Source organism: Pseudomonas sp. LPH60, from assembly GCF_030718165.1.
In the GTDB taxonomy this organism is placed as follows: domain Bacteria; phylum Pseudomonadota; class Gammaproteobacteria; order Pseudomonadales; family Pseudomonadaceae; genus Aquipseudomonas; species Aquipseudomonas danubii.
This window is the reverse complement of the sequence record NZ_JAVAJH010000002.1, coordinates 596,760-618,823: the sequence shown is the minus strand read 5'-3', so window position 1 is coordinate 618,823 and position 22,064 is coordinate 596,760. Positions and strand designations below refer to the sequence as shown.

Here is a 22,064-nt window from a genome sequence, read left to right as displayed (position 1 = left end):
CTGCGGGACGATCTACTGGCCAGGGCACGCAAGCATCAGCCGCCAATCATCGTTTTCAAGAAAAGCTACACTACACAGTGTAGTTTCTGCATTGCAACAGAATTAAGACGAAGTAGACTGCCGACTGATTTCTACGCCGACCCTGACCGAACCCAACTTATGACAGCTCCGAAGCGCCTCACCGACCTTAAACGCGACGCCATCATCCAGGCGGCGATCAGCGAATTCCGCGCCAGCGGTTTCGAGATCACCAGCATGGACAAGATTGCCGCGACAGCCGGGGTTTCCAAGCGCACGGTGTACAACCACTTCCCCAGCAAGGAAGAGTTATTCGCCGAAATTCTGCATAAGCTCTGGAACAGCACCAGCGCCCAATCGGAAGTCAGCTACCGCAGCGACCAGCCATTGCGCGAGCAGTTGCAAAACGTTCTGCGCGCCAAGCTGCAACTGCTAGCCGACAACAACTTCCTCGACCTGGCCCGAGTCGCCATCGCCGCAACCATTCACTCCCCCGAGCGGGCACAGAACATGGTGGAACGACTCGGCGAACGGGAAGAAGGCCTGACCCTGTGGATCCGCGGGGCCCTGGCGGATGGCCGCCTCAAGCCCCTGGACCCGGAGTTCGCCGCGCAACAGATGCACGGGCTGATCAAGAGCTTTGCCTTCTGGCCGCAGATCACCATGGGCCAGCCGCCCCTGACAGCAGACATGCAGACCCGGGTCATCGAATCGGCACTGGACATGTTCCTGGCCCACTACCAAGCATGAGCCAGCTTGCGCTCCCGTCGTGCAACGTTCCCGGCCACTGTTAAATGGCTTCGAAGGACACTGATTATTCCCACTGGAATAAATGACAATATTCACCAGACTGATCCGATAAACGGCCAAGCCGCAAAAAACACCACAAAGTGTTTCAGTACAGAATCCGGTGCACGAATTTATGGAAAACCAACGCGGCAAGGGGCTGTCATTTGCCCGGCGCATCTATTGGCCAAGGATCATCGGCCTGAGTATCGGCGGCATCAGTGTCCTGGCTGCAATTTACCCCCTGGCCCCGCCTGACTGGGTATGGGCCCTGCTGCTGTTCAATGGCCTGATCTGGCCCCATCTGGCGTATCAGCTCTCGACCCGTTCTGGTTTTCCCTACCGGGCAGAACGCCGCAACCTGTTATATGACTCGCTGCTGGGGGGATTCTGGGCGGCAACCATGCAATTCAATCCCCTGCCGGCAGTCACCATCCTCTCGATGATGTGCATGAACAATGTCGCCGCAGGTGGCTTGCGCCTGTTCATTCGTGGCGGCCTGGCCCAATGTGCAGGGATACTGCTGTCCTGGGCGCTGTTCGGGGCCGCCTTCAGTACCCAGATCAGCCCGCTGCAAATCTATGCCTGCCTGCCCATGCTGACCCTCTACCCCCTCGCAGTGGGCATGGTCTGCTATCGACTGGCGATCAAACTGTCCGAACACAAGCGTGCCCTCAGCGCCCTGAGCCGCACCGACAGCCTCACTGGCCTGCTCAACCACGGCTCGTGGAAAGACCTGTTGCACATCAAGTTCCACAAGTGCCAGCAACAGCAGATGGAAGCCAGCATCGCCCTGATCGACATCGACCACTTCAAAGCGATCAACGACACCTACGGGCATATTGTCGGCGATACGGTGCTGCGCCATTTGAGCAATGAACTGCGGCGCAACCTGCGCCATGACGATCTCGCCGGCCGCTACGGTGGCGACGAGTTCTGCGTGATCCTGCCACGCATGAGCCGGCAACAGGCCCTGGATGTAATGGAGCGCCTGCGCCAGGTGTTCAACCAGTACCAGCATCCAGAGGTACAGGAGCTGAAAGTCAGCCTGAGTATCGGTCTGGCGGCTTTCAACTCAAGTTTCCCCGACCCTGCCAGCTGGCTCGATGCGGCGGACAAGGCCTTGTATCTGGCCAAGAACAACGGGCGCAACCGCACCGCCAGCAATGACAGCGAAGCCCATTTCTCACACGCGCAAATGGCATAAAAACCGTTAAAACTTATACAAAAATAAAGTAAAAAATACTTTTGTATAAGTTTATTTGGATTTTTCTTCGTGGTTGACATCATAATGCCGCCACTTTGCAGCAGCGGATAACGCCTCCGGCACCGCTGCCAGCAAAGTCATCCAACCCAACTAAATCGATTCGCAGCCGTTACGTCTCCTCTTGATGCGGCCAGCGACGTTCGCCCGAAATGTCGCCCGCTTCACCGCTGCGAAATTATCTGTCAGTCATGGAACGCTGACATTGAGCAGATAATGCCGATCGCCGGGGAGCTTTCGGCATACCGGCGCACTCCATAGGGATCGACGCGACGTTTCTCCCACAGAGCACCTGCCAACATGCTATTCAACCGTCACAACAAGACCATCGATTCCCTGAACCAGACCATCGTCGAACAATCCCGTCTGCTGGAGGCCATCGACCGCTCCATGGCGGTGATCGAGTTTGACCTCCAGGGCACGGTGCTCCGAGCCAACGACAACTTCCTGAAGACCCTGGGCTATCGGCAAGACCAGGTGATCGGCCAGTCTCACCGACTGTTCTGCCTCCCGGAATACGCTCGCAGCGCCGATTACCAGCAATTGTGGACCCGCCTGAACAACGGCCAGTTCGAGTCCGGCACCTTTGAGCGGGTCGGCGCCACCGGCCAGAGCCTCTGGCTGGAGGCCAGCTACAACCCGATCCGCGATGCCTCCGGTACGGTGTACAAAGTGGTCAAATATGCCCTTGACGTCACCGCCAGGGTGCAAGAGGAAGTCGAGGCCCGGAACAAACTGGAGGCCATCGACCGGGCCATGGCGGTCATCGAGTTCAACCTGGACGGCAGCATCATCGGTGCCAATGCCAACTTCCTCAGCCGCATGGGCTACAGCCTGGCCCAGATCCAGGGCAAGCATCACCGGATGTTCTGCAAACCCGAGCTGGTCAACAGCAGCGCCTACCAGGACTTCTGGAATCGCCTGAACAGGGGGGAGTTCTTCAACGGCCGCTTCGAGCGGATCGACAAGCACGGGCGCACGCTGTGGCTGGAAGCCAACTACAACCCGGTCTATGACGCCAGCGGACGCCTGTGCAAGGTGGTCAAGTACGCCGCCGACGTGACTCAGCAGGTGGAGAAGCACGAGCAGGATGCCCAGAGTGCGAGCCAGGCTTATCACATCTCGGTGCAGACCCGGAAAGTCGCCGAACAAGGAACAGAAGTGATCCAGCAAGCGGCCAGCGAAATGCGCCAGATCGCCCATAACATCGAGGACTCCTCCTCGCTGATTGCCCACCTCGGCGAACGTTCCGAGCAGATCACCGCCATCGTCAATACCATTCGCGCGATTGCCGATCAGACCAACCTGCTAGCCCTCAACGCGGCCATCGAAGCCGCCCGTGCCGGGGAGCAGGGACGAGGTTTTGCCGTGGTGGCCGACGAGGTCCGGCAACTGGCGGCGCGCACCAGCGGCTCGACGGCGGAAATCTCCAGCATGATCGACATGATCCAGAACGAAACGCAGCAAGCGATCAAGAGCATGGACGGCACTCGTGAACGAGCTGCCAAGGGCGTGCAACTGGCGGATCAGGCCGGGACGGTGATCCTGCAGATTCGCGATGGCGCCAGTGACGCGGTACAAGCCGTCAGCATGTTTGCCAACGAGCGCAACGTGCTCTGAGGGTGGTTTTCCCGGCGTCGATAACGACGTCGGGCCCGGCCAGGGTGGCTATAGTGGCCTGACGTTCCAGCGCTTGGCGGAGGCCATCATGAGTTCCAGCGACACCCCGGAAAAAACCACCCCAATCGTCGACCACCTGCGCTTTCACCGCGCCCACGCCCACCTGGCACCGACCTTTGGCAACGACGCCTTTGCCCTGAAGGCCGAAGCCTTTGCCCGGTTCTTTGGTACCCCGACCTTTCTCGGTGCACAGACCCTGATCGTAGTGATCTGGATTGCCCTCAACCTCACTGGCGTGACCCAGTTCGACGTCTACCCCTTCATCCTTCTGAACCTGGCTTTCAGCCTGCAGGCAGCCTACGCAGCACCGCTGATCCTCCTGGCCCAGACCCGCCAGGCCGCGCGGGACAAGGCCCAATCGGACGCCGACGCCCAACACCGCGAAGCCCTGGCCATCGCCAACAGCGAACGCCAGGCCCAGGCCGCGCAGACCGCCCGCCAACTGCTGGAGTTGCTGGAGCAGAACACCCGGCTCACGGAGATGACCAAGCAACTGACCGAACGCATCGAGAACCTCACCAGCGAGATGCACGCACACTTTGTGCGCAAGGATCAGCCCCACCCTTGAGCCTTGCTCATGGCCAGCGCAGATGGCGCGCCAGTTCATCGAACAGGGTCACCACCGAACGCAGGGCCCGGCAATCCGGACGGGTCAGCAGCCACAGCGCTGTGTCATGCCCCAGAGGTTCACTCAACGCCTCCAGACCACCAGCGCCCATGAGAAAATCCGGCAAGGCTGCAACGCCGAGGCCGGCCCTTACCAGTTCGCTCACCGCGAGCATGCTGTTGCAGCGGTAGCTGGGCTGCACGCCAGGCCAGCGCTGACGGCGCCAGACTACGGTGGGATGGTCGGGGAGAAAATCATCCGGGGCGATCCAGGCCACCTTCGACAGGTCGCTGCAATCCACCCGTAGCTTGTACTCCGGGCTCGCGCACAGCCGATACGACACCGCCCCCAGGCAGCGCCCCACCAGATGTTCCGGCGGTGTCGCGGTCAGACGCAGGGCAATGTCCGCATCACGCCGGTTGAGGTTGGCGAAATCATTGGACGTACAGAGTTCGATCACCAGCGCCGGGTAGTTCGGCATGAATTGCGCCAAGGCCGGCAGCAGCAGGCCCTGCAACACCGAATCGGTGCAGGTCAGGCGCACTGTGCCGCTGATCACCTCTCCTCCCTGGGCCACGCCGATCCGCGCGGCCTCCAGGGCCTGCTCCGCCTGTTCGGCCTGCTGTGCCAGAGCCTGGGCCAGGCTGGTGGGCAGATAGCCGGCGCGGCTCTTGTCGAACAGTTGCTGCCCGAGCCCGGCCTCCAGCCGGCGCACGGCACGAAACACCGTGGAAACATCCACCTTGAGCAGAGCCGCGGCGCGAGCCAGGGAGCCGCCACGGACCAGGGCGAGAATCAGTGACAGGTCGGGATAGTCCAGCTGATAGTGCGCGGCTGCATTGATCACTTGGGCAAACGCCAATATTGATTGCGTGATCGCCAATCTATAGTGGCTCCAGGCAGTCGACAAGTCAGAGAGGCCACATGCACACAGCCCGATCTACCGTCACCATCCGCATCGCCCTGGTGGGGGATCACGACCCACAGATCACCGCACACCAGGCCATTCCCCTGGCCCTGGAACGCGCCGCGACCGATAGCGGGGTCAGGGTGGACTACCAGTGGCTGGCCACGCCGGGACTGATCCACGAGCAACAGCTCAAAGGCTTCGACGGAATCTGGTGCGTGCCTGGCAGTCCCTACCGCCACATCGACGGTGCCCTCTTGGCGATACGCGTCGCCCGGGAACAGCAACGGCCCTTCCTCGGCACCTGCGGCGGCTTTCAGCACGCGGTGCTGGAATATGCCCGCAACGTACTGGGTTGGAACGACGCCGAGCACGGCGAGATCAACCCCCATGCCCAGCGCGCGGTGCTAACTCCCTTGAATTGCGCCCTGGTGGAAGCCCGCGACCGAATCCAGCTGCACAGCGGCAGCCGGATCGCCCAGGCCTACGGCACCCAGAGCATCGAGGAAGGTTATCGCTGCCGCTATGGGGTCAATCCGGACTTTGCCGACCCCTTGCTCGGCGGCGCCTTGCGCCCTGCTGGCCACGACAGTGACGGCGACTTGCGCGCCGTGGAACTGGACGGCCATCCATTCTTCGTCGCCACACTGTTCCAGCCCGAGCGCGCGGCCCTCCAAGGCCGCACACCGCCCCTGGTCACAGCCCTGCTCAACGCCTGCCTGGAGGCACAAGGATGATCGACCAGACGCCCGCCCCACCCTATTACGCAGTGATCTTCAGTTCCCAGCGCCGCCAAACCGATCCCGCCTACGACCGGGCGGCCGAACACATGGTCGAGCTGGCTCGCCAACAACCGGGATTCCTTGGGGTCGAATCGGCCCGGGGCGAGGATGGCTTTGGCATCACCGTGTCCTACTGGAGCTGCGAGGCGGCGATCCTGGCCTGGAAACAACAGGCCGAACACCGCGCCATCCGCGAGCGTGGTCGCAACGACTGGTACCGCTACTTTCATACCCGGGTGAGCAAGGTGGAGCGGGCCTACAGCTTCGGCATTTGAAGCAAGGCCCTGAACCGCTCCGGATGCGGTTCAGGGCAAGCGCGGATCATCCCTGGGCGGTCGACAGCAGGCTGCGCACCGCCTGGATTTCCGGTAGATCGCTGCGACGCATGTAGACCCGCAGCGGTTCGCTGATGTTGATCCGGTCGTCGATGTTCTGATCCAGCAGCAACTGGATCTGCTCGCGCTTGAGGCTCATGGCCTGATCGGAAACCGGTGCCCAGACAAATTCATTGGCCGGCACTATGGCGTCATCCGCCACATCCATGCCGAAGGAGTCTTCGCTGAAACGCACGATGTAGCGACCGGTCTTGCGATTGAAGCCGACAAAGCCCTTGAGCTGATCGGCAGCCTGACAGATGAGTTCGGAGGTGATGCTCATGGTAAACCTCACTGTAAGTCCCATGGGACGGGTGATCGATGGTCTACACGCGAGGCAAGGAAGGAGCTGTTTTCAGGCTTCCCTCTGATGGGGAAACTGCAGCGCCCAAGAGTACTGCAAAGCACCGGAAAAAACCGCGAAAGATGCGCATGAGAAGGATTTATGTCGCTCTGGAGATAGCACAAGCGTCATTGTGTTGCTAAAAGATAGGTCCTTGCCCCCGCCTCCACGAAAGGATTTCGAGCATGCCAGCGACCTTCCCCCCTTGTGCCCTGATGTTGGCCCTGATGCTCGGTTGCGGCCTGGCCCAGGCCGCTGAACAGCCTGATCCGAATGCACTTGCCGCTCGCCAGGGCATTCCGCACCCGGCAGTGATCGCCCACCGTGGAGCCTCTTTCGATGCCCCCGAGTCCACCGCCGCGTCCTACAGGTTGGCCCGGGACCTGGGGGCCGACTACCTGGAGATGGACCTGCAGCGCAGCAAGGATGGTGTGCTCTTCGCCCTGCACGACAACAACCTGCAACGTACCACCGACGTGGCGCAGAAATTCCCCGAACGCAAGGACAGTCCGGCCAACGCCTTCACCATGGCCGAACTGAAAACCCTCGACGCCGGCAGTTGGTTCAACCAGGCCCATCCGGACCGCGCCCGTCCGGGTTTCGTCGGCCTGAAGATCCTTACCCTGGACGAGATCATCGACATCGCCCAGGGCAATCCACAGCACAAACCCGGGCTCTACATCGAGACCAAGGAGCCCCAGCTGTTTCCCGGCATCGAGCACGATCTCAAGGAAAAACTCCAGGACCGCGGCTGGCTGAGCCCGGCGGGCTCCAAGCTGGCGAAAAGCGAACTGGCCGTGGGCCAGGGCAAAGGCAAGGTCGTGCTGCAGACCTTCGACAAACACAGCCTGGAGCTGCTGCACAAGGCAATGCCCAAGGTGCCGAAAGTCCTGTTGCTGTGGGTGGCTCCCGGCAGCATCGAGCCAGCCTCCGGGCAGACGTTCGCCAGCAGCGGCGAGACCGACAAAGCCGCTTTTTATGCCAAGCAGCAACCCAAGGACCAGGCCGAGTTCAAGCGCTGGGTCGACTTCGCCAAGACCCAGGGAGCCATCGGTACCGGTCCCTCGGCAGCACTGACGGCTGGCGGCGATCAGAGCTATGCGGATCTGGTGCAACCCTGGATGAATCAGTACACCCACGACCAGGGCCTGCTGGTGCACGTCTACACCGTCGATGAACCGGTGGACTTCAAGAAGGTCATGGCGGCCGGGGTCGATGGCATCTTCACCAACCGCAGCGCCGATCTGCTCAAATATTTCAAGCGGCCGGCCAGCGCCAGCGTGGCCCAACTGCTGGAGGCCAGCGGTTACTGAATGTCCGCCTCACACTGGAGCGGCGAACTCTGGCTGGGCCATGACTTTGGTCTGATCCACGGGGCGATGGGGCGCACCACGCCCCATGCCCACTACGCCCATCAACTGATCATTGCCCCCGAACAGCCGGTCACCGTGGAACTGGACGGAGTCCGACTCAGTGGCCACTTCCTGCTGATCCAGGCGCTGCGTCGCCACGCCATTATCCAGGCCCCCGACCGGGCCTTCACGGTCTTCGCCGAGCCACTGCGAATCACGGCTCAGGACCTGCAGCTCAGCGTCAGCCGTGTCGAGCCCTCACTGCCCGGCCTGGAAGCGGCGCTGCGCAGTTGTCCGCGCCAGCCCATTGCCGACCGTCGCGTGGCACGGGCGCTGCTGGCCCTGGACGCTGCCCTGGAGGGCAAGGTGGCAGCGACGCAACTGGCAGCCCAGGCCCATCTGTCCCTGAGCCAGCTGGAACGGCTGTTCGCCCGTGATGTCGGCCTGCCCGTCCGGCGCCTGGTGCTGTGGCGACGGCTGCGCCTGGCCATGGCCCTGTTGCTGGAGGGGCAGGCCATGGCCCTGGCGGCCCATGGCGCCGGGTTCGCCGACACCGCGCACTTCTCCCGGACCTTGAAGGCGCTGTTCGGCGTCACCGCCGGCCAGGCCCTGAAAACCCTCAAGCCCCGCCTGCTGGATTGACCGGGCGCCGCAACGCCTCGGGCACCTTGGGCTCGGCGGCATAGTGTTGGGCCTTGAATGGCTCCAGTAACTGCGGCCAGTAATCCACCGGATAGTCCGGACGGCTACCGATGCCCAGGTCGCCCTGGCGCATCGCGTAGTCATGCCGATAGAACGCGGTTCCCAACAGCCAGTCCCATACATTGAAGAACAGACCGAAATTCACATCACCGGCACGGCCGTACTTCATATGGTGAAAGCGATGCACCGGCGCCCAGGCAAACACCAGGCGCAGCAACCCCAGGCGCATATCGACATTGGAATGCTGCAACAGCAATTGAATGGCAATGGCCAGGGCCAGCAACTGTGCCACCGGCAGCGGGATGCCCAGCACCAACAACGGCAGCAACCCCGCCGTCGCTTCCAGCAGTTGGTGCAGGGGATGCTTGAGCAGACCGTTGAAACCGTACATGCGCAGCACACTGTGGTGCACCGCATGCAGGCGCCAGAGCCAGGCCCAGCGATGGCTGGCGTAATGAGCCAGGGTGATCCCGCAATCGGCGATCACGATCGCCAGCAGCAATTGGCCCCAGAGCGGCCAGTCCCGAGGCCACAGGCCGTCATGGGCCAGCAGCGCCACCAGTCCCGGCAATGCGAGCAGGCCCAGGGCATTCAGGCCCTCATTGACCAAGGCATGCAGACTGTCCCGCAGGCGGTCACCCTGGGAGCGATTCCATGTCGGCTCATAAGGCAGGACCCACTCCACCAGGAACGACACCAGGAGCGCGGCCGCAAACAACACCAGCAACCCGCTCGCAGACGCCTCTGCCGCGCTCATCCAGCACAATGCACCACCGATGAATCCACCAAAGAACAAGGGGGCATACAACCACGCAAGCCATCGTTTCATTCACTGAGTCTCCTAGAAGGGAGACACCAGCTTGGGCCCCGCCCCAGCCCCCTGGCTTGAACAAACGGCGCAACCACTGACCTGAATTAAGGGTGAGTTAAGTTGCACTGGCTAACCTGTGTCCATCGAAACCCATCACCCCAAGGAATCAACCCATGACCAAGTTCTCCGCTCTGTTCGCCGCTGCCGCCCTGACCCTGACCGCCGGCCTGGCCCAGGCCGATGTCCGTCCGGACCTGATCCCGGGCCTGCTCAAATCCGGCGCCATCATGGACCTGGAAAAACTCAACCAGGCAGCCTTGGCCCAGCACCCGGGCACCACCGCCGCCAGCATCACCGACACCGAGCTGGAGCAGACCGCGACAGGCACCTACGTCTACCAGGTAGAACTGCGTGACAGCAAAGGCATCGAGTGGGACGTGGACCTGGACGCCAAGACCGGCAAGGTCCTGAGCAACAAGCAAGACCAGTAAGCCCCGCACACAGCACAAGGCCGCGCCCCGTTACCGGAGCGCGGCCTTGTGCTTTTGGGCCCGCATAGAGGGTGAGCGGTATCAGGCGCCCAGACGCGCCGTGACTGCGTTCAACTGTCCCGACAGACCGTGCAAGTTGCGGCTCGCCGCTTCTGTGCGCTGGACGTTATCGAGGTTGGTACTGGCAATCGAAGTGATCTCGGTCAGGTTGCGCGAGATGTCTTCGGCCACCGATGTCTGCTCCTCGGCGGCGGTGGCGATCTGCCGATTCATGTCGCGAATCGCTTCCACCGCTTCGGTGATGCGCTCCAGCATTGCACCGGCCTCGGTCACCTGCTGCACACTCTGCTCGCTGCGTGACTGACCGCTCTCGATGGCCTGGGCCGCATCCACCGCACCGGTCTGCACGCTCTGGATGATCTGGTTGATCTCGATGATGGACGCCGCAGTTCGCTGGGCCAGGCTGCGCACCTCATCGGCGACCACGGCAAACCCGCGCCCCGCCTCACCGGCCCGGGCCGCTTCGATGGCGGCGTTGAGCGCCAGCAGGTTGGTCTGCTCGGCGATCCCCTGGATCACTTCCAGGACCTTGCCGATACGCCCGCTGTCAGCCTCCAGGCGGCGGATCACCGTGGCGGTGTTGGCGATCTCGCCACGCATCTGGGTGATGCTGTGGATCGTGCTCTGCATCACCTGCTCGCCCTGCTGCGCCGACTGGTCGGCATCATCTGCGGCGCGGGCAGCATCGGCAGCGTGGCGCGCCACTTCCTGGGCAGTGGCGGACATCTCGTTCATCGCCGTCGCCACCTGATCGGTGCGGTTGAACTGCTCGTTGGTGCCCTGGGACATGAGGGTAGCAATGGAATTGAGCTCGCCGCTGGAGCTGTCCAGGTCCGCGGCACTGCGCTGCAGGCTGCTGAAGGTCTGGGCCAGGAAGTCACGCAGGGTGTTGGCGGCCCCCGCCAGCCTGCCCAGCTCGTCCTGACGATCGCTGGCCACCCGGTCGGCGAACTGGCCACGGCTGAGCTGGGCGACGTAGTCGATCAACTGGCGGATCGGCTGCACCAGGCTGCGGTTCACCAGCCACAGGCTGAGCAGGCCGATCAGCAAACCGGAAACCAGCATCACCAGGATGCCCAGCCACACCGTACGATCAGCCGCCGCGCTGATGTCCCGGGACTGCTGGTCACTGTGCTTGCGCAGCTCGGTCACCAACTCGCTCATCTGTTCGCTGGTGGCACGGTCCACGCCCTTGACCGCCGCGTCACCGGCACTCGGATCGGCGCCTGCGGCCACATAGGCGTCACGGCCCTTCTGATAGGCCGCCCCCAGCGCACGGTGCTCCTCGGCCAGGCGCTGCACCCGGCTCTTGAAGCCCGAGTCCAGGCCCGGCTTCTGGGCCAACTGGCCGAGGATGTTCTGCACATCCCGCTGACGATCTTCGAACTGCTGCCAGTACTTGTTCAGCTCCTGGGGCTGCTTGCCCCGCAGCAACACGTTCTTCCACTCCTGCACCTGGCTCTTGAACTGCAGGTTGGCCTCGTCGATCAGCTGCGAACTGCGCAGCGGACCTTCGATCAGCTCGCGGTAGCTCTGCACGCCACCGGACAGCAAGTGAAAACACGCCAGGGCGATCAACAACACCGCAAACAGGCTACCGCTCAGCAGGGCAAGAATTTGCGCTCTCAGGGATTTTTGCAAAAACATCGAGAAGATCTCATGGCAGGGATGGAGCAAGCCCCTAAAGGCATGCGTAGGTCCGAACTTCCCTGTCAGGAGCATTCGAGGAAAATCGAATGCGCATTGCATGTGAGCGTGATCGGCATCCGCGATCCATTCTTGAGCGCTGCCGACCACTGGTATGGCAACGCGTACTGTGCACTTTGAAACGTCACAAAACTGTCAAAAAGCCTTGCCATGATGAGGTCCAAGTGAACCTGTAACGCCCGCGCCAGGCACTGTCCCTCCTGCGAGACCCCATGAACCACAGCATCGACCAGAGTCACCGCGATTCCGATCTGTTTGGCCTGCTCTACGGTTTCAACTTTCGGCCCGGCGAACGGGGTCATGAACTGGACTCAGCCAAGGCCCTGCAAGCCCTGCAACAGCCGCACAACGACGACCAATTCCTCTGGTTGCACCTGAACCTGGCCCACGCCGCCTGCGAGCGCTGGATGAAAGCCCACCTGCAATTGCCCGAGGAGTTCTTCGAAGCCCTGCACGAAGGCTCGCGCTCGACTCGCATCGAACACGTGGACTCGGCGCTGCTGGCGGTGGTCAACGATGTGGTATTCAACTTCAGCAGCATGGTGTCCTCGGACATTTCCACCCTGTGGGTCTGCGTGCGCAGCAACCTGATCATCAGCGCCCGCCTGCAGCCCCTGCATTCGGTGGACAAGCTGCGCTCCTCGGTCAAGGCCGGCGAACGCTTTCGCTCGCCCCTGGAACTGCTGGTGCACCTGCTGCGCGACCAGGGTGAAGTGCTGACCCAGATCGTGCGCAAGACCAGCCTCAGCGTCGACCAGATCGAAGACCAGTTGCTGGCGTCCCGAGTCTCCAGCAACCGTGCCGAACTGGGAGCCATGCGCCGGGTGCTGGTGCGCCTGCAACGCCTGCTGGCCCTGGAGCCGGGCTCCCTGCTGCGCCTGCTCAATCGGCCGCCGCAATGGCTGCAGAAGGACGACGTCAAGGAACTGCGCAAGTCCACCGAAGAGTTCGCCCTGATCATCAACGACCTCACCGCCCTGGGCGAACGGATCAAACTGCTGCAGGAAGAGATTGCCGCCAACCTCAATGAACAGACCAACCGCACCCTGTTCACCCTGACCGTGGTCACGGTGCTGGCGCTGCCGATCAACATCATCGCCGGCTTCTTCGGCATGAATGTCGGCGGTATTCCCTTTTCCGGCGACCCGGAGGGCTTCTGGATTCTGGTGGCGCTGGTGGCCACCTTCACCCTGATCGCCGGGCGCTGGGCCTTCCGCAAGCGCCAGGACTACTGACCCCACCTTGTAGGAGCCGGCTTGCCGGCGAAGGCTCCCCCAAGGCAGGTGCCAGGCTTGAGGGTCTCTTCGCCGGCAAACCGGCTCCTATGCGATAAGCGGGATAACGGGATGGCCACGCGGGCTTGATTTGATCAACGGAACGGCTCAATCGCCTAAACCATGACCTGAGGCAGTCTCCCTGTAACATTTGGCAACGATCATGGACACCATTCCTTTCCAGCAACAGGATTGTCCAGCAATGGCCACCCCGTCCCTGACTGCCGCCTCCTCCAGCCTCGATCACCAACCGCAACTGGATAAAAAACCCGGCCCCTTCACCCTGGTGGTGTTTTTCGCGGTGCTGGCCATGGGCTTGCTGTTCACCGCCTACAGCCTGGTGCACGACATGCACGAACTGGGCACCACGGTCACCACCTGGACGCCCTTCCTGTTGCTGGGCGTGGCCCTGCTGATCGCCCTGGGCTTCGAGTTCGTCAACGGCTTCCACGACACCGCCAACGCCGTAGCCACCGTGATCTACACCCACTCGCTGCCGCCGCAGTTCGCGGTGGTCTGGTCCGGCCTGTTCAACTTCCTCGGGGTGCTGCTGTCCAGCGGCGCGGTGGCGTTCGGCATCATCGCCCTGCTGCCGGTGGAACTGATCCTGCAAGTGGGCTCCTCCGCCGGCTTCGCCATGATCTTCGCCCTGCTGATCGCCGCCATCCTGTGGAACCTCGGCACCTGGTGGCTGGGGCTGCCGGCCTCTTCGTCCCACACCCTGATCGGCTCGATCATCGGCGTCGGCGTGGCCAACGCACTGATGCACGGCCGCGACGGCACCAGCGGCGTGGACTGGAGCCAGGCCACCAAGGTCGGCTACGCCCTGCTGTTCTCGCCATTGATCGGTTTCGTGTTTGCCGCCCTGCTGCTGTTGGCCCTGCGCCTGTTCGTCAAGAATCGCGCGCTGTACAAGGCGCCCAAGGGCGACGCCCCGCCGCCGTGGTGGATTCGCGGCTTGCTGATCCTGACCTGTACCGGGGTGTCCTTCGCCCACGGCTCCAACGACGGCCAGAAAGGCATGGGCCTGATCATGCTGATCCTGGTGGGCACCCTGCCCATGGCCTATGCCCTGAACCGCACCATGCCCGCCGACCAGTCACTGCAATTTGCCGCAGTGGCCGAGGTCACCCAGCAAGCCCTGGTGAAAAGCGCCCCGCAAGTGGCCCCCGCCGATCCTCGCGCGGTGCTCTCGGACTACATGCGCAGCAAGGAGGCAACGCCTGAACTGATCCCTGCCCTGGCGGCCCTGACCGGTGCCATCGGTGCCGAGGTCAAGGGCTACGGCTCGCTGGCCAAGGTGCCCGCCGAAGCCATGAGCAACGTACGCAACGACATGTACCTGACCAGCGAAACCATCCGCCTGATGGACAAGAACCAAGTGGGTCACTTCGATCAGGACACCCGGGACAAGTTGCAACTGTTCAAACAGCAGATCGACAACGCCACGCGCTTTATCCCGTTGTGGGTGAAGATCGCCGTGGCCATCGCCCTCGGCCTGGGCACCATGGTGGGCTGGAAGCGCATCGTGGTGACCGTCGGCGAGAAAATCGGCAAGACCCACCTGACCTATGCCCAGGGCGCCTCGGCGGAGACCGTGGCCATGCTGACCATCGGCGCGGCGGACATGTTCGGCCTGCCGGTATCCACCACTCACGTCCTGTCCTCGGGGGTGGCCGGGACCATGGTGGCCAATGGCGGCGGATTGCAGATGCGCACCATCCGCAACCTGGCCATGGCCTGGGTCCTGACCTTGCCGGCGGCGATCCTGCTGTCGGGCAGCCTGTACTGGCTGTTCACCCAACTGTTCTGAACCGCCGCTGGCCCCGCCCCGTCAGCCGGCGGCGGGCAAGCGGCTGTGCAAACGACTGGCCAGCCCGGCCTGCAAGGCAAACGCCAGGACCCCGGTCAGTGGTGCCGAAAAACTGGCCAAGCCACCCCCCGCCCACATCAGCATCAGGCCCAGGGCCGTGCCGCCGAACCAGGCCGTCAGCCCCACCGGGTTGAAGGCCGCCACGCGCTCAATCGCCGCCACGTCGGTACGCCCCAGCAGAATCTGCGCCAGGGCCACACCGACCCAGGCCACCACGAAGATCCCCTGATAGGCCAGGGCCTTGAGCAGGTAGGCGAACACATCCGCCAGCATCAGGCCGTAGACGATGATCCCCACGGCCACCGCCCACATCAGGTAGGAACCGCGCAGGCCGAAGCGGCCGAAGAACGCCTGCATGTTCAAGGTCGCCAGGTAGTAGTTGGCGGTGTTGATCCGGGTTTGCGTGGCCCAGACGAACAACAGCCCCCACAGCCCCATCAATTGCAGGATCGCCATCACCACCGAAACTTCGTTGAGTGCACCGTCATGGGGAATGCTGCTCACCAGATAGATCCCTGCCGCACCGTTGAGCAAGAACGTCACCGCGTAGAACGGCATGCCGAAGTTCCAGCGACCGTGATAGCCGGCGTCTTCGGGCTTGCCGAAGCGTGCATAGTCGAAGGTGAACAGCATCAGGATCCACACCCCCATGTAGGCCACAAAGCAATCCCACCAGCCCGTGCTACTGGGATTGGCCGGGCCGAAATCCAGCCATTGCGGCTGGTAGCCATAACGGCTGATGGACAGGCCCACGGCGAACAGCAAGCCCCCCAGGTACACCGGCAACAGCACACCGTTGAGCTTGTCCAGCCAGTGCTGCACGCTGCCCAGAATCAACGGCACGCTGTACAGCACCACCACCAGCGCCGCCAGCGGGTACAGCAGTTGCGGGTACAGGTGGTTGAGCGCCACGGCGATCACCGAACCCTCGAACACCGCGTAGTAGATGGCCGTGGAGAAGAAGATCAGGGTCGCCAGGCAAGCCCCGGTGCTGCCGAACAACAACCGTGAAAACAGCGCCACCGAGAGCCCGCTGCGCATGGCGAAGCGGCTGAGGACGCTGTTCACCAGGCCATAGCTGAGCACCGACAAGAGCATGCCGATCAAGGCATTGCGGGTGCCGTAGGACAGGGCCAGGGAAGCGCCGACGACGATATAGAACATCGCGCTGCACACCGCCCACCAGGCCATGGTCAGGGACAGTCGGCCCATGCGTGCATCGCTGGGAAGGGCCACATCGGCCGGGGTCTGCCCGGTTTGATTCGCTTGCGATAAAGCTGCCATGTGCGTGAACTCCAGAACCGATCAAGGGTTGAAGCGCGGGCAGCCGTCACCGCACCGAAGTGCGGCGTTGGCCTACCGTTTGGCATGGCCCGCGCGATGCGGCGGGCAGAATCAGGAAGGAAACAGTTTGCTCAGACAGCTGAGCTTTTTCTTGTAGGAGCGCCGGGCCTCCAGCGCTTCTTCGAGGGTCACCGCAACAAAGCGGGCCTTCTGGTTGGGCTGCATCTGGCCGATCAGGTCAAGGTCGGCGCTGATCACTGTGCCGATCATGGCGTAGCCGCCACCGGACACCGCGTCCCGGTGCAGGACGATGGGTTCCAGCCCCGCCGGCACCTGGATCGAGCCAATCGGGTAGCAGCTGTCGACGATGTTCGACGGATCGGAACCGGCGCCGAATGGCTGCTCCCGGGGCTGGAAGCTCAAGGCGCTGCCGCCCTTGAAGCGATAGCCGATGCGGTCCGCCTCCGAGCCCACGGTCCAGGGTTCGGCGAAGAAGCTGGCCTTGGCCGCCTCGCTCAAGCGTTCGTAGTACAGCCCCGGCACCACCCGCAAGGTGATTTCGCCGCCCAGGGATTGGCGCAGCGCCATGGGCAAGCTGGCACCGGGACGGCTCTTGCCGCTGGCGACACCCACCGGCAGCTCATCCCCGGCCGCCAGGCGCCGGCCCTGGAAACCACCCAGGGCGCCCAGGGCGTAGGTCGAACGACTGCCCAGCACCAGCGGCACATCGATGCCACCGGCCACCGCCAGATAGGCCCGAGCCCCGGCCTTGGGAAAGTCGAAACGCAGCACTTGCCCGGCCTTGACCGCAAAGGCGGTGTCCAGGTGCATGTCCACGCCATCGAGCTTGGGCGTCATATGCGCGCCGCAAACCGCCACCAGGGCGTCGGCGCTGAACTCAAGCTCCGGCCCGAGCAGCGTGCACTCCAGCCCCGCCGCGCCTGCCGGGTTGCCCACCAGCTGGTTGGCCGCGCTCAGGGCGTACTGGTCCAGGGCCCCGGACGGCGGAATCCCCAGGTGATAGAAACCTTCGCGACCCAGGTCCTGCACCGATGTGGCCAGGCCCGGTTTGATGACCTTGATCATGCCAGCACCTCCTGCAGCGACTTGGGATAGCCGACCGGGTCGGCGAGAAAGGCATCCAGGGAAAACTCCACCTCGCGGATACGCAGGTCGAAGCGCCCGGCCTCGACTTCGGCCACCGCCTGGTCATAAGCCTCACGATCGATGGGCTTGAACTGCACGATGTCCCCCGGACGGAAGAACACCATGTGCGCCTTGAGGTAGGCCAGTTGCTGCTGCGGGTCGTAGATGGGGGCCGGGGTGACGCCGAACATCTGGTAGCCGCCGGCACCGCGCACCGAGTAGATGCAGCCGAAACAGCCGCCATGACCCAGGGTCAGTTTTGGCGTATCGGTGCGTGGTCGCAGGTACTTGGGCACCTGCAACTGCCGTTCACGTTCGACCATCTGGAACATGAACGGCAACCCGGCGACGAAGCCCACCATGGAGACAAACCAGGGCGCACCGCTGTGGGCGGCGATGAACGCCTCGACGTCCGCCAGGCCATTGATCCGCGCCGCGTACTCCAGGTCCGTGGCGCTGGGGTCCTGGTGCCGGTCGCGAAAGCGCATCAGGGTTTCGTGGGTCCAGGGATCGTTGTAGAGCACGGGGATCTCGATGATCCGAGTGTGCAGGCTGCGCTCGGCCACCGCCCCGGCCTCGGCCTGCTGCACCGCCTCCAGCAGAACCTGCGGAGCGATGCGATCCGGGTCGAAACGAATCTGGAACGAGGCATTGGCCAGGCACACATCCAGCACCCCATCCAACTCCAGGCGCTCTACGGCACGGGTCACCGCCATGCCCTTGAAGAAGGCTTCCAGGGACATGCTGTCGCTGACTTCGGCGAACAGGTGCTCGTCGGCACCAAAGCTGTAGCGGATCGGCTGGTTCATGCGACACCTCCGGCGCGGCGCTCGGCCAGCCAGGTTTCCAGGGTTGCGGTGTGAAAATCGGCCTGCTGCAACCAGGGCTCGGCCAGCAGTTCACGGTGCAGCGCCAAGGTGCTGGCCATGCCGGTCAAGGTGGTGTGTTCCACGGCCAGCCGCGCCCGGGCCAGGGCCTCGCCACGGTCACGCCCGTGGACGATCAGTTTGGCCAGCAGCGAGTCGTAATAAGGCGGCACAGCATAGCCCGGGTACAAGTGACTATCGACCCGCACCCCCGCCCCTTGCGGCCAGATCAGTTGCTCGACCTTGCCCGGACTGGGGAAGAAATCCCGCGCTGGGTCTTCGGCATTCAGGCGCATCTGCAAGGCCGCGCCATTGAGCTGGATATCGCTCTGGCGCAACCCCAGGGGCTCGCCCCCGGCGATGCGCAACATGGCCTGGACCAGATCGATGCCGGTGATCAGTTCACTGATGGGGTGCTCCACCTGAATCCGCGTGTTCATCTCGATAAAGAAGAACTCGCCGGTGCTGTCGTCATAGAGGTATTCCAGAGTGCCAGCACCTTGGTAACCCAAGGCTTCGGTCAGGTGCACGGCGCTGCTGCACAACTGCTCACGCTGCTCGGCACTGAGCACCGGCGACGGCGCTTCTTCGAAGATCTTCTGCCGCCGCCGTTGCAGCGAGCACTCGCGTTCAAACAGATGCACCGCGTGTTGGCCATCGCCCAAGACCTGGACTTCGATGTGCCGCGCACGGCCAATGAAACGCTCCAGGTACAGCGCACCATTGCCGAAGGCGGTCTGGGCTTCGCGTTGCGCCCGAGGGAACTCCTCGGCCAATTGCGCCGCATCCTGCGCCAGGCGAATCCCGCGTCCGCCACCGCCGGCACTGGCCTTGATCAACAGCGGAAAGCCCACGCTTTCAGCGGCCTTGAGCGCCGCGTCCAGGTCGAAGAGCTCACCTGGGGAGCCCGGTACCACCGGCACTCCCGCCGCCTGCGCCGTGCGCCGGGCTTCGGCCTTGTCGCCCATGCGGCGGATGGTTTCGGCGCTGGGACCGACGAAGATCGCCCCGGCCTCGACCACCGCCTCGGCGAAGTCGGCATTCTCGGAAAGAAAGCCATAGCCCGGATGCACCGCATTGGCACCACGGGCCTGCAAGGCACCGAGCAGGGCCTGGACATTCAGGTAGCTCTTGTCGGCCCGCGCCGGGCCGATGATCTGCACTTCATCGGCCATACGTGCAGCCATGGAGTCGGCATCCGCCTCACTGCAGGCGGCAACGGTGGGAATCCCCAGGGCCTTGGCCGCACGGATGATGCGCACGGCGATCTCGCCGCGGTTGGCCACCAGCAACTTCTTGATTGCTTGAGTCATGCCCTGGCCCTCACTGTTCGAGCGTCGCGACGACCTGACCCGGTTCCACCGGATCACCGTCTTGCACCACAAAGGCGCTGACTTGACCCGCGCTCCCGGCGGTCAGTTCGGAAAACTGCTTCATGACTTCGATCAGGCCGATCACGGTATCGGCGCTGACGCTGTCGCCGACCTCGACGAAAGGCGCCGACTCCGGGGTGGCCTTGCGATAGAAAGTGCCCGGCAAGGGGGTGATAACACTGTATTCGGCCATGTCTGTTCCTTTTGGAATAGTTGTAGAAAGGCAGGCAAAAAATCAAAACCAGATGAACCCCGCGTCTGTGCGCGGTGCTTCGTGTCGATGCGCCTCAGCGCGGTGCGCGCACCTCGATGCCGGCCTGATCCAGCGCCGTGCGGGTGGCCTCCACCAGATCCAGGGCGCCGGGGGTGTCGCTGTGCAGGCAGATGGAATCGAACTCGATGGCCAGGTCCTCGCCTTCAACCGTACGTACCAGGCCGGTCTGGCAAGCGCGTAACACCTTGGCGGCGACGGCAGCCGGGTCCAGGGCGCGCACCTGGCGGGTGAAGACGATGGAGCCGCTGAGGTCGTAATCGCGGTCGGCGTAGAACTCGCGGATCACCGGCTGGCCCAGCTCCTGGGCGACGTGCCAGATCACCGAATTGGGCATGCAATACAGCAGCAGCTCGGGCTCCAGCTTGCGCAGGTTTTGCACCAGCAGCCGCGCCGCTTCCTCGTCCCGGGCCAAGTGCATGTAGAGCGCGCCGTGGGGCTTGATGTGTTGCAACTTCACGCCTTGCACCCGGGCCATTTCCCGCAGGGCGCCGAGCTGATAAAGCATGTCGTCCACCAGCTCCTGGGCCGGTGCGTTGATGTGCCGGCGGCCGAAGCCCACCAGGTCGCGGAACCCCGGATGCGCACCGATAGCCACCCCCAGGCGCTTGGCCTGTTCGATGGTGCGGCGCATGGTGCCGGGGTCGCCGGCGTGAAAGCCGGTGGCGATATTGGCCGAACTGATAAAGCCCATGAGCTCGTTGTCGACGCCGTCGCCAATGGTCCAGGGGCCGAAGCTTTCGCCCATGTCCGAATTGAAATCCACTGCCTGCATCACTGTTGCTCCAACTCTTGTGACTTCGTGCAGTGAAAATTAGAGCGGCCTTGACCCCTTGGGAAGATCTATTATCAGATAGAGCATCTTCTGAAAAACAGATAAAGCTCTGCTAGGAGTAGGCAGGCGGTGATCCACGTATCGGCGAAGACCGGCGTGAGATGGCTTTGGCCGACAAACCGGCTCCTGCAGAGGTGATGGGGAATGGAACATGTCGTTGACCTTGCGCCAGGTGCGCTACTTCGTGGCGACCGCAGAGATCGGGCAGATCTCCCAGGCGGCGATCCACTTGAATATCTCCCAATCGGCGGTGACCACGGCGATCAAGGAGCTTGAAGCCATGCTCGCCGTGCAATTGTTCGTGCGCTCGGCCCAGGGCATGAACCTGACCGACGCCGGGCGGCATTTTCTCAACCGCGCCTATGTGATCTTGCGCAGTGTCGAGGATGCGCTGAACAGTCCGCTGCCGGACTATCGGGCCAGTGGTGTGCTGCACCTGGCGGCCAGCTACACGGTGATCGGCTACTTCTTGCCGCACCACCTGCAACGCCTGGAGCACTGGCACCCGGACGTCACCATCGAACTCCACGAGCAGGAGCGCCAGGCCATCGAGCAAGGGTTGCTGGAGGGGCGTTTCGACATGGCGGTGGTGCTCACCGCCAACCTGACCCACCCGGACATCGTTTCGGAAACCCTGTTCAACTCCGAGCGCCGGCTATGGCTGCCGGCCCACCATCGGCTCTGCGAACGAGCCAGCGTCAGCCTGGCGGACGTGGCCCAGGAGCCGTTCATCCTGCTCACCGTCGACGAAGCCGAGCAGAGTGCCATGCGCTACTGGGAACAGGCCGGCCAGCAGCCCAATGTCCGGGTGCGCACCAGTTCGGTGGAGGCGGTGCGCAGCATGGTGGCCAACGGCAGCGGCGTGGCGATTCTTTCGGACCTGGTGCATCGACCCTGGTCCCTGGAGGGCAAGCGCATCGAGACCCTGAGCCTGAGCGACGCAGTGACCCCGATGAGCGTAGGCCTGGCCTGGCACCGCGAACGGACTTTCACCCCGGCGATGCAGGCCTTGCGTGACTACTTCCACGACGCCTTCCTCGCGCCCCAGCAACTCAGCGCCCGGCGCTGAACACCTTGCTTGGCGATCTCTTGCCGAACCTCCAGCGACCTCAAGATCCACGCGTCTCCTACGGAGCCGTTCGCAGCCTGCGGCAGCGGCTACAACCCGACACCTGTAGCCGCTGCCGAGCCCGCGAGGCTGCGAAAAGGCCCGCAGGGCCTTGCCTGGCGATCCTGAGCCAAACCTGTGGCGGCCGGA

At 63.2% G+C, this 22,064-nt stretch carries 22 protein-coding genes and 2 pseudogenes; 13 read left to right on the top strand and 11 right to left on the bottom strand.

The window, feature by feature from the left end:
- Positions 1 to 159: 159 nt before the first annotated feature.
- The 5 genes and pseudogenes from Q8O96_RS08445 (at position 160) to Q8O96_RS08430 (ending at position 4,316) form a co-directional block, all read left to right on the top strand.
- Positions 160 to 768, top strand: coding sequence for a TetR/AcrR family transcriptional regulator (locus Q8O96_RS08445; protein ID WP_102860671.1), 609 nt, complete (start codon positions 160 to 162; stop codon positions 766 to 768).
- Positions 769 to 940: 172 nt separating this feature from the next.
- Positions 941 to 2,011, top strand: a complete 1,071-nt coding sequence (locus Q8O96_RS08440; RefSeq protein ID WP_102860670.1) for a diguanylate cyclase — start codon at positions 941 to 943, stop codon at positions 2,009 to 2,011.
- Positions 2,012 to 2,368: 357 nt separating this feature from the next.
- A pseudogene (locus Q8O96_RS31245) lies at positions 2,369 to 3,142 on the top strand (PAS domain-containing protein); the annotation flags it as partial.
- Positions 3,128 to 3,688 carry a methyl-accepting chemotaxis protein gene (locus Q8O96_RS31240; RefSeq protein WP_371826172.1) on the top strand — a complete coding sequence of 187 codons (561 nt, stop codon included), beginning with the start codon at positions 3,128 to 3,130 and terminating at the stop codon, positions 3,686 to 3,688. The pseudogene Q8O96_RS31245 and the gene Q8O96_RS31240, both read left to right, overlap by 15 nt.
- Before the next feature lie 88 nt (positions 3,689 to 3,776).
- Positions 3,777 to 4,316, top strand: coding sequence for a DUF1003 domain-containing protein (locus tag Q8O96_RS08430; RefSeq protein ID WP_102860668.1), 540 nt, complete (start codon positions 3,777 to 3,779; stop codon positions 4,314 to 4,316).
- A gap of 7 nt (positions 4,317 to 4,323) precedes the next feature.
- Here the strand turns inward: Q8O96_RS08430 and Q8O96_RS08425 are convergent, their stop codons facing one another.
- Positions 4,324 to 5,217 carry a LysR family transcriptional regulator gene (locus tag Q8O96_RS08425; protein ID WP_258008898.1) on the bottom strand — a complete coding sequence of 298 codons (894 nt, stop codon included), beginning with the start codon at positions 5,215 to 5,217 and terminating at the stop codon, positions 4,324 to 4,326.
- 62 nt (positions 5,218 to 5,279) lie between these two features.
- Here Q8O96_RS08425 and Q8O96_RS08420 point away from each other — a divergent pair, with 62 nt between their 5' ends.
- Both Q8O96_RS08420 and Q8O96_RS08415 read left to right on the top strand, forming a co-directional pair.
- A complete protein-coding gene (locus Q8O96_RS08420) occupies positions 5,280 to 5,999 on the top strand; it encodes a CTP synthase (RefSeq protein WP_305948666.1) in 720 nt (239 codons plus the stop codon).
- Complete coding sequence (locus Q8O96_RS08415) at positions 5,996 to 6,319, top strand: antibiotic biosynthesis monooxygenase (RefSeq protein ID WP_305948665.1); 324 nt, start codon at positions 5,996 to 5,998, stop codon at positions 6,317 to 6,319. Before Q8O96_RS08420 ends, Q8O96_RS08415 begins: the two co-directional genes overlap by 4 nt.
- Before the next feature lie 46 nt (positions 6,320 to 6,365).
- Here the strand turns inward: Q8O96_RS08415 and Q8O96_RS08410 are convergent, their stop codons facing one another.
- Positions 6,366 to 6,701, bottom strand: coding sequence for a DUF2025 family protein (locus Q8O96_RS08410; RefSeq protein WP_102860665.1), 336 nt, complete (start codon positions 6,699 to 6,701; stop codon positions 6,366 to 6,368).
- Between the two features lie 245 nt (positions 6,702 to 6,946).
- On the opposite strand from Q8O96_RS08410, the gene Q8O96_RS08405 reads away from it, so the two are divergent.
- Both Q8O96_RS08405 and Q8O96_RS08400 read left to right on the top strand, forming a co-directional pair.
- Positions 6,947 to 8,074 carry a glycerophosphodiester phosphodiesterase gene (locus Q8O96_RS08405; protein ID WP_102860664.1) on the top strand — a complete coding sequence of 376 codons (1,128 nt, stop codon included), beginning with the start codon at positions 6,947 to 6,949 and terminating at the stop codon, positions 8,072 to 8,074.
- The gene (locus Q8O96_RS08400) at positions 8,075 to 8,755 is read left to right on the top strand and encodes a helix-turn-helix domain-containing protein (protein ID WP_170001962.1); all 681 of its coding nucleotides are present in this window, start codon (positions 8,075 to 8,077) and stop codon (positions 8,753 to 8,755) included.
- Here the strand turns inward: Q8O96_RS08400 and Q8O96_RS08395 are convergent.
- A complete protein-coding gene (locus Q8O96_RS08395) occupies positions 8,733 to 9,644 on the bottom strand; it encodes a sterol desaturase family protein (protein ID WP_305948664.1) in 912 nt (303 codons plus the stop codon). The two genes, Q8O96_RS08400 and Q8O96_RS08395, sit on opposite strands and share 23 nt — an antisense overlap.
- Before the next feature lie 155 nt (positions 9,645 to 9,799).
- Between Q8O96_RS08395 and Q8O96_RS08390 the strand changes: the two genes are divergently transcribed.
- Entirely contained in the window at positions 9,800 to 10,117 is a 318-nt protein-coding gene (locus tag Q8O96_RS08390) for a PepSY domain-containing protein (protein WP_305948663.1), read from the top strand.
- Positions 10,118 to 10,198: 81 nt separating this feature from the next.
- Here the strand turns inward: Q8O96_RS08390 and Q8O96_RS31235 are convergent, their stop codons facing one another.
- A complete protein-coding gene (locus Q8O96_RS31235; protein ID WP_371826171.1) occupies positions 10,199 to 10,903 on the bottom strand; it encodes a methyl-accepting chemotaxis protein in 705 nt (234 codons plus the stop codon).
- Between the two features lie 228 nt (positions 10,904 to 11,131).
- Positions 11,132 to 11,242: pseudogene (locus Q8O96_RS31230) on the bottom strand (hypothetical protein); the annotation flags it as partial.
- A gap of 854 nt (positions 11,243 to 12,096) precedes the next feature.
- Here Q8O96_RS31230 and Q8O96_RS08380 point away from each other — a divergent pair.
- Complete coding sequence (locus Q8O96_RS08380; protein WP_115580721.1) at positions 12,097 to 13,119, top strand: transporter; 1,023 nt, start codon at positions 12,097 to 12,099, stop codon at positions 13,117 to 13,119.
- A 241-nt stretch (positions 13,120 to 13,360) separates the two neighbouring features.
- Positions 13,361 to 14,971: an inorganic phosphate transporter gene (locus Q8O96_RS08375; RefSeq protein ID WP_305948661.1), complete on the top strand. Its 1,611-nt coding sequence runs from the start codon at positions 13,361 to 13,363 to the stop codon at positions 14,969 to 14,971.
- Between the two features lie 21 nt (positions 14,972 to 14,992).
- On the opposite strand, the gene Q8O96_RS08370 is transcribed toward Q8O96_RS08375, so the two are convergent.
- The 6 genes from Q8O96_RS08370 to Q8O96_RS08345 form a co-directional block, all read right to left on the bottom strand.
- Positions 14,993 to 16,315: a cytosine permease gene (locus tag Q8O96_RS08370; protein WP_102860658.1), complete on the bottom strand. Its 1,323-nt coding sequence runs from the start codon at positions 16,313 to 16,315 to the stop codon at positions 14,993 to 14,995.
- A 111-nt stretch (positions 16,316 to 16,426) separates the two neighbouring features.
- Positions 16,427 to 17,401 (bottom strand): biotin-dependent carboxyltransferase family protein, encoded by a 975-nt coding sequence (locus Q8O96_RS08365; RefSeq protein WP_102860657.1) that lies wholly within the window; start codon positions 17,399 to 17,401, stop codon positions 16,427 to 16,429.
- Positions 17,398 to 18,270, bottom strand: coding sequence for an allophanate hydrolase subunit 1 (locus Q8O96_RS08360; protein ID WP_102860656.1), 873 nt, complete (start codon positions 18,268 to 18,270; stop codon positions 17,398 to 17,400). The genes Q8O96_RS08365 and Q8O96_RS08360 overlap by 4 nt, the downstream gene beginning before the upstream one ends.
- Complete coding sequence (locus Q8O96_RS08355) at positions 18,267 to 19,640, bottom strand: acetyl-CoA carboxylase biotin carboxylase subunit (protein ID WP_305948660.1); 1,374 nt, start codon at positions 19,638 to 19,640, stop codon at positions 18,267 to 18,269. The genes Q8O96_RS08360 and Q8O96_RS08355 overlap by 4 nt, the downstream gene beginning before the upstream one ends.
- A 10-nt stretch (positions 19,641 to 19,650) precedes the next feature.
- Positions 19,651 to 19,893 carry an acetyl-CoA carboxylase gene (locus Q8O96_RS08350; RefSeq protein WP_102860654.1) on the bottom strand — a complete coding sequence of 81 codons (243 nt, stop codon included), beginning with the start codon at positions 19,891 to 19,893 and terminating at the stop codon, positions 19,651 to 19,653.
- A 94-nt stretch (positions 19,894 to 19,987) separates the two neighbouring features.
- On the bottom strand, positions 19,988 to 20,746 hold the full coding sequence (locus Q8O96_RS08345) for a 5-oxoprolinase subunit PxpA (RefSeq protein WP_102860653.1): 759 nt from the start codon (positions 20,744 to 20,746) through the stop codon (positions 19,988 to 19,990).
- Positions 20,747 to 20,957: 211 nt separating this feature from the next.
- Between Q8O96_RS08345 and Q8O96_RS08340 the strand changes: the two genes are divergently transcribed.
- Positions 20,958 to 21,875 (top strand): LysR family transcriptional regulator, encoded by a 918-nt coding sequence (locus Q8O96_RS08340; protein ID WP_102860652.1) that lies wholly within the window; start codon positions 20,958 to 20,960, stop codon positions 21,873 to 21,875.
- The last annotated feature ends 189 nt before the right edge of the window (positions 21,876 to 22,064 follow it).